The 12,080-nt window shown below is 70.6% G+C and carries 12 protein-coding genes; 5 read left to right on the top strand and 7 right to left on the bottom strand.

Annotation, left to right across the window (positions count from 1 at the left end):
• Positions 1-148 precede the first annotated feature (148 nt).
• The 7 genes from KGQ19_RS43345 to KGQ19_RS43315 all read right to left on the bottom strand — a co-directional run bounded on the left by KGQ19_RS43345 (position 149) and on the right by KGQ19_RS43315 (position 7,943).
• The gene (locus KGQ19_RS43345; protein WP_212020534.1) at positions 149-1,423 is read right to left on the bottom strand and encodes a condensation domain-containing protein; all 1,275 of its coding nucleotides are present in this window, start codon (positions 1,421-1,423) and stop codon (positions 149-151) included.
• Between the two features lie 83 nt (positions 1,424-1,506).
• Complete coding sequence (locus tag KGQ19_RS43340) at positions 1,507-2,862, bottom strand: condensation domain-containing protein (RefSeq protein WP_212020531.1); 1,356 nt, start codon at positions 2,860-2,862, stop codon at positions 1,507-1,509.
• Positions 2,863-2,866: 4 nt separating this feature from the next.
• Positions 2,867-3,820, bottom strand: coding sequence for an NAD-dependent epimerase/dehydratase family protein (locus KGQ19_RS43335; protein ID WP_212020529.1), 954 nt, complete (start codon positions 3,818-3,820; stop codon positions 2,867-2,869).
• Between the two features lie 11 nt (positions 3,821-3,831).
• Entirely contained in the window at positions 3,832-4,791 is a 960-nt protein-coding gene (locus KGQ19_RS43330) for an ATP-binding cassette domain-containing protein (RefSeq protein ID WP_368862246.1), read from the bottom strand.
• 17 nt (positions 4,792-4,808) lie between these two features.
• Entirely contained in the window at positions 4,809-5,573 is a 765-nt protein-coding gene (locus tag KGQ19_RS43325) for an ABC transporter permease (protein WP_212020525.1), read from the bottom strand.
• On the bottom strand, positions 5,557-6,744 hold the full coding sequence (locus KGQ19_RS43320) for a glycosyltransferase (RefSeq protein ID WP_212020523.1): 1,188 nt from the start codon (positions 6,742-6,744) through the stop codon (positions 5,557-5,559). The genes KGQ19_RS43325 and KGQ19_RS43320 overlap by 17 nt, the downstream gene beginning before the upstream one ends.
• Positions 6,741-7,943 (bottom strand): methyltransferase domain-containing protein, encoded by a 1,203-nt coding sequence (locus KGQ19_RS43315; RefSeq protein WP_212020521.1) that lies wholly within the window; start codon positions 7,941-7,943, stop codon positions 6,741-6,743. Before KGQ19_RS43315 ends, KGQ19_RS43320 begins: the two co-directional genes overlap by 4 nt.
• A gap of 296 nt (positions 7,944-8,239) precedes the next feature.
• Here KGQ19_RS43315 and KGQ19_RS43310 point away from each other — a divergent pair, with 296 nt between their 5' ends.
• The 5 genes from KGQ19_RS43310 (at position 8,240) to KGQ19_RS43290 (ending at position 12,078) form a co-directional block, all read left to right on the top strand.
• Positions 8,240-9,628 carry a class I adenylate-forming enzyme family protein gene (locus KGQ19_RS43310; protein ID WP_212020513.1) on the top strand — a complete coding sequence of 463 codons (1,389 nt, stop codon included), beginning with the start codon at positions 8,240-8,242 and terminating at the stop codon, positions 9,626-9,628.
• A 31-nt stretch (positions 9,629-9,659) separates the two neighbouring features.
• Complete coding sequence (locus KGQ19_RS43305) at positions 9,660-9,929, top strand: phosphopantetheine-binding protein (RefSeq protein ID WP_194895755.1); 270 nt, start codon at positions 9,660-9,662, stop codon at positions 9,927-9,929.
• A gap of 3 nt (positions 9,930-9,932) precedes the next feature.
• Positions 9,933-10,223, top strand: a complete 291-nt coding sequence (locus KGQ19_RS43300; protein ID WP_230420349.1) for a hypothetical protein — start codon at positions 9,933-9,935, stop codon at positions 10,221-10,223.
• A gap of 71 nt (positions 10,224-10,294) precedes the next feature.
• Positions 10,295-11,341: a beta-ketoacyl synthase N-terminal-like domain-containing protein gene (locus KGQ19_RS43295; RefSeq protein ID WP_212020536.1), complete on the top strand. Its 1,047-nt coding sequence runs from the start codon at positions 10,295-10,297 to the stop codon at positions 11,339-11,341.
• Positions 11,338-12,078, top strand: a complete 741-nt coding sequence (locus tag KGQ19_RS43290) for a beta-ketoacyl-[acyl-carrier-protein] synthase family protein (protein ID WP_212020511.1) — start codon at positions 11,338-11,340, stop codon at positions 12,076-12,078. Before KGQ19_RS43295 ends, KGQ19_RS43290 begins: the two co-directional genes overlap by 4 nt.
• Positions 12,079-12,080: the final 2 nt, after the last annotated feature.

Here is a 12,080-nt window from a genome sequence, read left to right as displayed (position 1 = left end):
CCCGCAAACAGCCCCCAAACTCCAGCCCCACCGACTCAGCACTCTGACGCAGCGCCAACACACAGAACCCTGCCACTGCAGCCAGCCAGCACCTGTCGCGGCGGCCCGAATGCCACCAGCCCTAGGGCATCCGGGCCGCCGCGCCCCCTCACTCCATCGCCGGCAAGCCGGCGACCTCCAGCAACGTCTCCTGGAACACATCGAGGATCGCGGCGACCTTCTCCTGGTCCACGTCCGGCCGGTTGCACCGGACCGCCACGTTGATCCGATCGATCCCGCTCACGATGAAGTAGAAGCCCGGCCCCCAGGCGCGCTGCGGTGTGGCGAACTCCACGGTGCGCGCCGTCTGTTCCACCGCCGGGGCGAAGCCGGGCGGGGCGAGGATCACGTTGGTGCTGAAGCCCTTGTCGACCGGCGGGTCGGCCTTTACGAAGTACTCCTCGCGGATGTTCACCACGTAGTCGGGGTCGCAGATGGAGTTCTTGAAGGCGTTCAGCGCTTTGCCGTGGACCTTGGCGGCCAGCTCGGCGAAGGATTGGGTGCCGTCGAACTCGAACAGCATCGGGGCCCACTGGGTCAGCGAGGTCACCACGCCGGCCATGCTCGGGTCGAAGCGGTTGGCGGAGATGGCGGTCAGCAGGACTGCGGGCCGGGTGAGTACTGTGCGCACCGCGTGGTAGTACGCCGCCAGGACCACCGTCGCCATGCTGACGTCCAGCTTCTCCGCCCCGGCGTGCGCCGCCTCCAGCGGGATGCCGGTCTGCATCGTGACGCCGATCAGCTCCTCGTTGGGGGTGCCGGCCTCCCGGGAAGCCAGGCGGGGCGCGGCCTCCAGCGTCCGCTTCCAGTACCGCTCCGCCGCGCGCAGCCGGAACGCGCCCGCGCCCTGCTGGTCCAGTGCCATCGCGATCGGCTGCCCGGCCGGTGGCGGCAGTGTCCGGCCGGCCAGCAGTGCGTGGAAGTCGTCCTGCATGATCAGCGCGCCGGCGCCGTCGCAGGCGATGTGGTGCACCACGTACAGGACCTTCGTCGGTGTCCCGTCCTCGGTGATCACCCACGCCCGCCACGGGATCCCGTGGTAGATGTCCAGTACGGACTGGTGCTTGCTCAGCAGTAGCGCCGGCAGCTCGGAGATGTCGGCCACTCCGCGCTCGACCCGCGCCATCACCTCCTCGGCGTCCTGAGCGCCGAGGAACTGGCGCGGCGAGCCGTCGGCTTCGAACACGTAGTTCGTCCGCAGCGACTCGTGCCGCCCGGCCAGCGCGGTCAGCGCCGTCCACACGTCATCGACCGTGCACGGCGTCTTGACGTCCCACACCAGCGGCTGCAGGTTCGCCTCCCACAACCGCTCCTCGGGCATCCGCTCCACGTCGCGGTGCACCGACAGCTGGCCTATCGTCATCGGGTATGTCGTCACGTCCATGACCGACTCAACTCCTTCGTCTCCTCGTCCCAGCGGGCTGATTCAGCCGGCCTGATCCCAGTGGGCTGATTCAGCTGACTGATTCAGACCCCGGTCGGGCAATCGGGGTCGAACGCGGCGGCCAGCAGGATCTCCTCCATCGTCCGAAGGATCGCCACCTGCTCGCTCGGCGACACCGCCTGCGTGTCCGAGCGCAGCGTCACGTTCACGGTGTCCGGGCTCCCGTTGACGTCCAGGTACGCCTTGACGTCCGGCGTGTTCGACCGGATCCCCCAGGTGAGACGGGACGACGGCAGCGCGTCCCAGATCTGCTCGGCGTCCGCCACCGCCTCCGGCTCGGCCACCGGCTGCGCCAGCGTCTTGCGCCGGTCGTTGAAATACAGCATCAGATCCAGTTCCTCGCCGCGTTCCTTCTCCACCCGCTGGCGCATCTCGGCCATCTTGCGCGGGTCGTAGTACGCGTTCTTGCCGGTGGCGATCTGCGCGTGCCAGGCCCGCCCCACCGCCTCGTCGAACGTGCAGCCGCGCACGTCGAACACGCACAGCCCGGGCTGCGCCAGCACGCTCACCGACCGCCCGAAGTCCGGCCGGAACCGGTTGCTCACCACCATCCGGATCGCACTCGGCCCGGCGTGGGTGACGCGCTCCAGCGCGACCGCGTACGCGGTGAGCAGCACCGGCCCGCTGTGCAGACCGGTACGGGCACTGATCGCCCCGACCGCCAGAAACGCCGCCCGCGAGTCGTACGTACAGTCCCACCACCGCGGATCGCACCCCGGATACGGCCCGTTGAACCGCCGCGCCGGAACCTCCCTGAGCCACTTCTCCCAATACCGCAGCGAGGCCTCACACTGCCGCGCGGCCGACGCGCCGCGCTGCTTACGGGCCAGCTCCATCGGCTGTATCCCGCCGCGCGCCGCCAACTCCGCCCCGGTCCGGCGGTCCAGGTTCACCAGATCCCCGACCAGCGCGTCGAAGCCGTAGGCGTCGATCACCATGTGCGGATACATCGCCACGAAGTGGTCCGGCACGCCGTCCTTGCGGATCACGGCCATCCGCACCGGCCAGTCCTCGGCGATGTCGAAGGGCTCGAACTCGTAGCGTTCGCGCGTCGCCTCGGCCACCGCCTCCGGATCCTCGCCGTCCTCGACGTCGATCACCTCGAGCCCGACCTCGCCGGATTCGGCCAGTACCTGGCGCGGCTGCCCGTCCGGCCCGGTCCGGATCCGGGTCCGCAGCGACTCGTGCCGGGCCATGATGAACGCCAGCAGGTGCTCCAGGTGCTCCAGCGACGTCCCCTCCTCCAGCCGCATCGCACCGCCGATCATGAACACCGAGCCGAAGCCGTTCATCATCCGCCAGACGGTCCACTGCCCCCAGGTCAGCTCCTCGCTGCCGGAGCCCTCGCCGCGGAACGGCACCATGATCGTGTGCTGCATCGCATCACCGTCCGTGCGTCGCGGCGAACCAGTCGATGGTCGCGGTCAGCCCCTTGTCCAGGTCCACGACCGGCGCCCAGCCCAGTGCCGAGCCGGCCAGCGTGATGTCCGGGCGCCGCAGGTCGGGGTCATCGCCCGGGCGCGGCACGAACACCGTCGGCGCCGTCGATCCGCACAGCTCCCGCACCCGCCCGGCCAGCTCCAGGATCGTCAGCTCGGCCGGGTTCCCGATGTTGATCGGCCCCGGGTGCCCGGCGCGCGCCGCGGCCATGATGCCCGCGACCGTGTCGTCCACGTAGCACAGCGATCTGGTCTGCTGTCCGTCCCCGGCGACCGTGATCGGCCGACCGGCCAGCGCCTGGCTGACGAACGTCGGCACGGCCCGGCCGTCCAGCGGCCGCATGCGCGGGCCGTAGGTGTTGAACAGCCGCACGATGGTCGTGTCAAAGCCCAGATGCGCGCGGTGCGTCGCGGTCAGCGCCTCGGCGAACCGCTTCGCCTCGTCGTACTGGCTGCGCGGCCCGATCGGGTTGACGTTGCCCCAGTAGGACTCGACCTGCGGATGCTCCAGCGGATCGCCGTAGACCTCGGAGGTCGAGGCCAGCAGGAAGCGCGCGTCCTTGCGTCCGGCCAGCTCCAGCCCGTGCAGCGTGCCGTGCGCACCGGCCTTCAACGTGGCCAGCGGATGGCGCGCGTAGTCGTGTGGCGAGGCCGGGGAGGCGAGGTGGAAGACGACGTCCACGGGACCGGCCACATCGAAGGGTTCTGTGACGTCGCGCTCCAGCAGCTCGAATCCGGGATCGTCGGCCAGATGCGCGACGTTGTCCACCGAACCGGTGAGGAAGTTGTCGACGCACACCACCCGCACCCCGGTATCGCGGAGCCGGTCGCACAAGTGCGAGCCGACGAACCCGGCGCCTCCGGTCACGACCGCCCGGTGGATCTCCCGCTCCGGCATGATCACAGGCCTCACGACTCGCGCAGCGAGCGGCCGGTCTTGGTCAGGAACACGTCGTCCAGGGTCGGCCGGTGCACCTCGACCGTGGACGTGGCGATCCCGGCGTCGTCCAGGGTCCGCATCACGCGCGGCACCGCGGTCCCGCCGTCCTCGACCGCCAGCCGCAGCATGCCGCCGTCCCGGACCTCGACCTCGGTCAGGTAGTCCTGGCCGGTCAGTACCTCGCCGGCCTTCTCGGCGAAGTCCTCGCCGACCCCGACGGTGACGATGTCCCCTGATATCTCGCGCTTGAGCGTGTCCGGCGTGCCCTCGGCCACGATGACGCCGCCGTCGATGATCGCCACCCGGTCGCACAGCACGTCGGCCTCTTCGAGGTAGTGCGTGGTGAGGAAGACGGTCATGCCCTCCGAGCGCAGCCTGCGCACCTCGTCCCACATGTGCGCGCGGCTCTGCGGGTCCAGGCCGGTGGTCGGCTCGTCCAGGAAGACCACCTTGGGCCGGTGGATGATGCCCATCGCGATGTCGACGCGGCGGCGCTGGCCGCCGGAGTAGGTCTTGCAGGCCCGGTCGGCGTATTCGGTGAGTTCGAACGCCGCCAGCGCCGCGACGGCCCGGCGCTGCGCCTCGGCCTTGCTGATGCCGTGCATCCGGGCTTGCAGGACCAGCTCCTCGCGCGCCGTGGCGTCGTCGGTCGTGGCGCCGCCCTGCGCGATGTAGCCGATCGCCTCGCGGACCTTGGCCTGCTGGGAGCGCAGGTTCGCCCCGGCGATCGTGGCCTCGCCGGCGTCCGGCGGGATCAGCGTGGCCAGCATCCGCAGCGTGGTGGTCTTCCCGGCGCCGTTCGGGCCGAGGAACCCGAAGATCTCGCCCTCGGCGACGTCCAGGTCCACCCCGGCGACCGCGTCCACCCTGGTGGTCTTGCGGCGCGAGCGGGTCTCGTAGCTCTTGGCCAGACCCTTGACTTCGATGATGCCCATCGTCTTCCCCCTTACCGGACCGACTTGGCGAACTTGCGGCCGGACCAGGCGATGGTGATGACCGCGAGCCCGCCGAGCATGGCGAAGGCCTTCCAGATCGACGGGTCGCCCGGGTGACCGGTGAACAGCGCGCGCATCCCGGTCACGGCCCAGTTGAACGGGTTGCCGTTGGCGGTGTCGCGCAGCCACAGCGGGGCCAGCGCGATCGGCAGCAGCGTGCCGGACAGCAGCATCAGCGGCTGCGCCACGTTGTTGATCAGCTGGCCCAGCACCGCCGGGTTCTTGATCTTCAGCGCCACGCCGTAGGAGAACGACGCGCTGGTCAAGGTGATCAGGGCCAGGATGCCATAGCCGATCAGCAGGGCCGGGATGCTGACGGTCAGCCCGAACAGCAGCGAGAGCACGATGATGATGGCCGCCTGGACCACCAGCACCACCACGTCGCGCAGGGCCCGGCCCAGCAGCAGCGCCAGCCGGCTCACCGGGGTCACCCGGGCCCGCTCGACGATGCCTGAGGACAGCTCGCGCAGCAGGTCGAAGCCCGCGTACAGACCGCCGGCCAGGGCCAGGGCGACCAACATGCCCGGGACGTAGATGCGGTAGGCCTGGGCCTGGGAGTGTGCGCCCATGGTGGCCAGGGCCGGCTTGAGCAGCGGGGCGAACAGCAGCAGGAAGACCACCGGCTGGGAGACGCCGAGCACCACCCACAGCGGCGAGCGCAGCATCAGCTTGAGGTTGCGGTGGAAGATCAGCCACGTATCATGCAGGACCTTCAAGGGGTTCCCTCTCTTTCTCGCCGAGGGGCGGATTCGCCAGGAGCGCCAACTGCCCGGCGGCGGCGATGGCGCCCCCGGCGACGGCGAACGAAGCGCGGACGCGGGCCGCCGCCTTGCGGATGGCTTTGTCTTCGAGCACTGATTCGATCGACTCGCGCAGCACTTCCGGCCGGGTTCTGGCGAAGCTGACCCGCACGCCCGCCCCGGCGGCCGCGACCTGCGCGGCGTTGATCGGCTGGTCGCCCTTGATCGGCGCGAGGACCAACGGGACGCCGTGCGCCAGCGACTCGCAGACCGTGTTCAGGCCGCCGTGCGACACGACCGCGTCCAGGTGCGGCATCAGCTCCAGCACCGGGACCCGGGCGCGGACCAGGACGTGGTCCGGCGGGTCGGGGATCGTCTCCGGCGCAGCGGTCACGACCGCCTGGATCCCGAGCGGTCGCACGGCTTGCACCGCTCGTTCGTAGAAGCCGTGGGACGTCTCGGCGGCCAGCGTCCCCATCGAGATCAGGACGTGTTTGCGGTCGGGGTCGAGCCAGTCCGTCGGGAAGTCGTGGTCGGCCGGACGCTTCGCGAGCGAGGGCCCGACCAGCACCGCGTTGTCCGGCCACGCCAGCGGACCGGTCAGCGCCGTGCCGGTGAACGCTATGAGCAGGTGCGGTGAGAAACGCAGGTCGTGCGGCGGCTTGTCCGGCAGGCCCGCGTAGGTCCACAGGTCCGCCAGATGACCGTGGATCCAGGCCTCCACCTTCGGCAGGGCGCTGCGATACGGCCGGGTCAGCTCCATCGTCGTCGGCGCCATCGACGCCCACGTCAGGCCGTACCGATGCGCGGCCAGCGCACCGGCGACGGCATGCTGGTCCACGGCGAGCACGTCCGGCTGAAACGCCTGGACCGCCTTGTCCACGCCCTTCAGCGAGACCTTGCAGTGCGGGACGATGTACTCCTCCCACCGGGTCTTCGCCGCCGCCATCCCGCGATCGGCCTGACGCCGGTGCGGACGCAGCGGGATCTGCTGGATCACCGCCTCCGGGCCCACCAGGGGTCTGAGATAGGACTCCGAGCCGGCCCAGGCCACGTCGTGGCCTTGTGCGGTCAGCGTCTTCGCCACCGCCGCCATCGGGTTCACGTGCCCGGTCAGCGGCAGGCTGACGAACAGAAACCGGCTCATGTGCCGTCGGCCTCAGGGGTCTGCGCGGCGGGTTGTGCGGTGGTTTGTGCGGTGGTCTGCTCGGCGTTCGTGGCTGCGGCTCGGGCGGCGGCCACGAACGCGGCGACGTCGCCGAGCGTGAGCGCGATGATCTGATCGACTTCGAGCCCTGCGACATAGGCGGCCAGGTCCACACCGGGGCCGAAACGCTTCTGCAGCACCCGGCTGAACGCGGCCAGCTCGATGCTCTCCAGCTCCAGATCGCCGTCCAGCGTCGTGGCCGGGGAGACGGTCGCGCTCCAGCCGTCCTCCTCGTCGAGCACCACGCGCAGCAGCGCCACGATCCCCTGGTACATCTTCGTCGGCTTGACCGCGCGGATCGCGCCGTACGTCATCACGCCGGTGTCAAAGCCCTTCTTCATCAACGGCCCGGCGTAGAAGAACCCGAGCACGTCGGCGCCGCGCTCACGCGCCAGCTCGACCATCGTCGCCCGGCCGTGCTCCGGCTTCTTGATCAGCGCGAACTCCGGATCCCAGGAGTTGGCCACGGCCCGGCTCCAGTCCACCGAGGCGACGTCGGTGAACCCGGCGGCGTGCGCCAGGCGCTCGTGCTCGGGCAGCGAGGAGAAGCTGGGCATCACCTGGTGCTTCAGGATCTGGTCGACCAGCTCTTGTTCGGGCTCTGACAGCGCGCCGTCGCGGACCGACCAGGTGGCGATCGCCAGCCGGCCGCCGGGCCGCAGCAGGCGCATCGCCTCGGCGAAGAACGCCTCGCGGTCCTCGATGTGCATCAGGCTCTCGACCGCCCACAGCACGTCGAAAGACTCGTCGGGAAAGCCCGTGGCCAACGCGTCGAGCCGGTGGAACTCGGCCCGCTCGGCCAGCCCGGCATCCCAGGCCTTCTCGGTGGCGCGGACCGCCTGCTGTGCGCTCAGCGTGACGCCGACCACCGAGCAGCCCAGCGTCCCGGCCAGATACAGCGCCGGGCCGCCGATGCCGCAGCCGACGTCCAGGACCCGCGCCCGCTCCGGGACGCCGGCGTAGGCGACGAGTTCGTGGACCAGGCGGTCGGTCGCGGTGTGCCGGTCGGCACCCTCGGCGTCGGGGCGTTCGCCCTCGTCCCAGAAACCGTGGTGGACGTGTTCGCCCCAGAGTTCTTCGTAAAGATCGAGTGTGGTGTCGTAATACCGCTCGACCGCCGGGTTCATGTCAGCTTTCACCGGTGCTCCATTGAATGCGGGCGGAAAAGACCAGTCGTACGACCGGCGATGACGTTAGCGGGGTGCTCTCCGGACGGTCAACGCTGAAAATTTTCACTGCGCAAGCGCTTTAGTGCAGAGTTCTGACCTGCGAATTTTACTCAACCATGACGGACTACTTGACGCTGGAGTCCGCTTGCGCCAAAGCTTGCGATCGCCACCGAACGGCTGCGGCAGGTCCGTGCCGCACCCTTACGGGTACTCGGCGTTTCTCACTTTTCAGGTAGGTCCTTTTCGCGTGGGCGGAGGTGTGGGTAATGGCTGCTGGAATCGACATTCCCACGGACCCGGAATGGGTTGACGAGGTGTTGTTGGCGGGCCCGGACAATCAGGTGTGCCTGGTTCTCGGCGAGCCGGTCGACCGGGCTGGGCTGCGTCGCATGGTCGCGGCGCGGCAGCAGGCCCTGACCGCCGCCGGCCTGCGCGCAGGCGGCTCAGTCGCGCTGTGCCTGCCGCCGTCTACGGCCTTCATCACGAACCTGTTGGCCGCCTGGCGGATCGGCGCCCGCGCCGCGCTGCTGGACCACCGGCTGACCGCGTTCGAGGTGGAGCAGGCGATCGCGCGGCTGGCCCCGCAGTACGTGGTGCGGGCCGAGCACACCAGCGGCGGCGCGCTGCGCGCGTTCCACGAGGTCCAGGAGAAGATCGTCGCCAACCCCGGCGGTCAGCCCTCTGAGACGTCGCACGCGCTGGTCCAGCTGAGCTCCGGCTCGACCGGGCCGTCCAAGGCGATCGGCCGCACCGCCTCGGACCTCATCGCCGAGATCGACCGGTACACGGCGATCGGCGAGGGCGTCCCGCGCGGCGGCGAGCGGATCGTGTCCCTGGCCTCGATGGTGCACGTGCTCGGGCTCGTCGGCGGGCTGCTGTACGGCCTGCACGCCGGGGCCCGGCTGGTACTGCCGGGCCGGATGACCGCCGAGGCCATCTTGGCCGCCGTCGCCGCCGGACCGGAACCGACCACGCTGTTGGGCGTCCCGTTCCACATCGAGCTGCTGGCCGCGGTCGCCGAACCGCCGCGGCTCCCGCAGCTGACCGGGATGACGACCGGCGGCGAGCTGGTACGGGCCCAGGTGCACGACGCCTTCGTCGACCGGTACGGAATCCGGCTCGGGAACATGTACGGGATGACAGAGCTCGGAGTCATCGCCACCGACCTGTTCGGCGCCCACCGCCCCGCGATCCTGCCGGCCCCCGGCATCCAGATGCGCGACGACGACGGCGAACTGCACATCGCGATGGAGAACTCCCCGTACGTCGGCCTCGTGGACCCCGCGCGCTGGTCCGACGGCTGGCTGCACACCAAGGACGCCGGCTCGGTCGAACCCGGCACCGGCCTGGTCCGGGTGCGCGGCCGTCGCGACTCGCAGGTCTCCATCGGCGGCCTCAAGGTCGACCTGTCAGAGGTCGAACACACTCTGGCCGGCCTGCCCGGCGTCGAGGGCGCGGTGGTGGTGTACGGCAAGGCGATCGAGGCGTACGTGGTCCTCACTCCGGCCGCGTCGCTGGACGACGTGCAGGCCGGACTGACCGAGCGCGTGGCGCCCTACAAGCGGCCGCGGGCGTGGCACGTCGTGGAACGGCTGCCGCGGACCGCCACCGGCAAGCTCGTGCGCGACCAGAGCGTGCTCTCCGGCGCGCGCTGAGCATCTTCAATCGGAAGGAACAGAGAAGCCCATGACGTCGCACGACGAGATCAAGGCGTTCGCCCTCCAGGCGCTGGCGGAGATGAACTACGACACCGCCGACTTCGACGGCGAGACCCAGCTCGGCCCGGCCGGCGCCGACCTGGAATCGCTGGCCCTGGCCGAGCTGGGCGTCCGCGTCGAAGAGCGCTTCGCCGTCCGTTTCAGCGACGACGAGCTGGACGAGCTGGCGGCGCTGACCATCGACGAGTTCTGCGCCGCGGTCGCCACCCGGCTCGCCGCTCCCGCTGCGTCGGCCTGAGCTGTGGGCAACAGCGAAGCCCGCGAGGTCGGCGAAGCCCGCGAGGCCGGTGAGGTCGGCGAGGCCGGCCAGGCCCGCGGCGAGGTGCTGGCGATGCTGGCGACCTACGGCGAGCGCCGGCCCGAGGAAGTCCCCGAATCGGTGGACTCCCTGGAACTGGCCTGGCTGATCCACCAGATCGAACAACGCTACGGCCGCCCGTTCGACGCCGACGACGAGGCGCTGGCGCGGATGACGACGGTCGGCTCGGTGGTGGAGGTGCTGGGGGAGCTCGGGTTCGGAGGCGCGGGGTGAGTGGGGACGCGGGCCAGGCTCAGCCCACCTCTCGTGTGCGGCGTGGGGCGACGGAGGTCGTGATCCGCGGCATGGCGGTGTTCAGCGCGTTCGGCCCGGGCATCGACGCACTGGCCGGCGCGGCCTTCGCCGGCGACTCCGGCTTCGCACCGGTCGAACGCTTCGACGTGGCCGGCCGCCGCGCGAAGGCAGCGGCCACCGCCCCCGGTTCGCCCGAGCTTGTGCGTGAGCTGATTCGCACCATCAACGAAGCCTGCGACGAAGCGGGGCTCACCCGCCAGGCCCGCGCCGACTGCCACCTGTTCCTCGCCATCCACGGCGACCCCGCCCTCGGCGCCGACGCGTTCGCGGCGGGAATCGCGGCAACGTGTGGCTTCGCCGGCGCCCGCGCCTACACCTCCGCCTGCGTCGCGGCCAGCACCGCGGTCGCCGACGCCGCGGCACTCATCGCCCACGGCCGTGCCGAGCGCGTCGTCATCGCGGCGGGCTACCTCGTGGACGCCGACCAGTACGCACTGTTCGACGCGGGACGTGCCCTGACCCCGGACGGCCGAGTCCGGCCCTTCAGCGCCGGACGCGGCGGCCTCCTGCTCGGCGACGCGGTAGGCGCGATCGTCCTGGAGGCGGCCACCGACGCCGAGCCCCTGGCCCGACTGGCCGGCTGGGGACGCAGCGGCGACGCCTACCACGTCTGCAAGCCCCGCCCCGACGGCCTCGGCCTGGCCCGCGCCATCACCGACGCACTCCATCGCGGCACCGTCCAGCCCACCGACATCGGCTACATCAACGCCCACGGCTCCGGCACCAAGCAGAGCGACACGGCCGAAGCCGCTGGCCTGCGTGCCGCGCTCGGCGACGCGGCCCCGAAGATCCCGGTGAGCTCCACCAAATCGATCCACGGCCAGGCCCTCGAAGCCGGCGCCCTCCTGGAACTCATCCTCACGGTCGCGGCCCTGCGCGCCGGACGCCTGCCACTCAACGCGGGCTACCTCGGGCCGGACGACGACTGCGCACTGGCGCTGGTCCTGGAACCGGCCGCCGCGGAGCTCGGCTACGCACTGACGCTCAACGTCGCATTCGGCGGCGCGAACACGGCATTACTGGTGGGTGCGCCATGAGCCAGACCACTGAGACGAATGCCGACGGGCTTGAGCAGAAGGCGACACCGCAGAACCTGCCGACTGAAATGACCGCCGCGCCCGGCCGCGCCATCACCGCAGCCGTGCCGCAGCAGGTCGACAGGAGCGCCGCCGCCGACAGTGCCGCCGCCGAGTCGCAGGCCGATAGCGCGACCGTGGTATCCGCCCCAGCAGTAGCCGTCCCGGCACTCGCCATCACGGCAGCGACTCCGGACCAAGCCGCCGCCCTCGGCCTCACCATCCTCGCCGAAGCCCGCTGGCCCGAATCAGCTCACGATCACACCCCGCCCAACCTCGCGGGCTTCATCCTCTCCACTTTCAGCCCCATCGCGGCCGAGGCCGCCGCCCGCTGTCTCAGCCGCCGTCCCGTTATGGCCGCGACCGATTCCCCGGTGACCGCGATCCTCATCGTCACCAGCCGAGGCGACCGGCAGAGCGCCGCCCACGTCGCCCGAACCGTGGCGACCAATGGTGTCCTCGGCCCCCTCCTGTTCTTCCAAGCGGTCCCGAACGCGGTAGCCGGGCATGTTGCCGCGCGCTGGAATCTCACCGGCCCCGTCGTCTGCCTCGCCGATCCCGCCTCAGCGCTGGAAAGCGCGGCGCTCCTCATCGAAGACGGCGATGCCGACCAGGCCCTTGTCATCCGTGTCGAGCAGGGCGCTCCAGACCAAGCCCACGCGGTTCTTCTCCAACCATCCCTAGGAGCCCGCCCATGACC

Source organism: Catenulispora pinistramenti (genome assembly GCF_018274385.1).
In the GTDB taxonomy this organism is placed as follows: domain Bacteria; phylum Actinomycetota; class Actinomycetes; order Streptomycetales; family Catenulisporaceae; genus Catenulispora; species Catenulispora pinistramenti.
Note: the sequence above shows the minus strand (reverse complement) of the source record. Positions and strands in the feature narration are given on the sequence as shown.

What these genes read in the sequence shown, in the direction of transcription:
- KGQ19_RS43345 (WP_212020534.1), bottom strand. Translation starts at nt 1,423, where the DNA reads ATGGACGTGACGACATACCCGATGACGATAGGCCAGCTGTCGGTGCAC.
- KGQ19_RS43340 (WP_212020531.1), bottom strand. Translation starts at nt 2,862, where the DNA reads ATGCAGCACACGATCATGGTGCCGTTCCGCGGCGAGGGCTCCGGCAGC.
- KGQ19_RS43335 (WP_212020529.1), bottom strand. Translation starts at nt 3,820, where the DNA reads ATGCCGGAGCGGGAGATCCACCGGGCGGTCGTGACCGGAGGCGCCGGG.
- KGQ19_RS43320 (WP_212020523.1), bottom strand. Translation starts at nt 6,744, where the DNA reads ATGAGCCGGTTTCTGTTCGTCAGCCTGCCGCTGACCGGGCACGTGAAC.
- KGQ19_RS43310 (WP_212020513.1), top strand. Translation starts at nt 8,240, where the DNA reads ATGGCTGCTGGAATCGACATTCCCACGGACCCGGAATGGGTTGACGAG.
- KGQ19_RS43305 (WP_194895755.1), top strand. Translation starts at nt 9,660, where the DNA reads ATGACGTCGCACGACGAGATCAAGGCGTTCGCCCTCCAGGCGCTGGCG.
- KGQ19_RS43295 (WP_212020536.1), top strand. Translation starts at nt 10,295, where the DNA reads ATGGCGGTGTTCAGCGCGTTCGGCCCGGGCATCGACGCACTGGCCGGC.
- KGQ19_RS43290 (WP_212020511.1), top strand. Translation starts at nt 11,338, where the DNA reads ATGAGCCAGACCACTGAGACGAATGCCGACGGGCTTGAGCAGAAGGCG.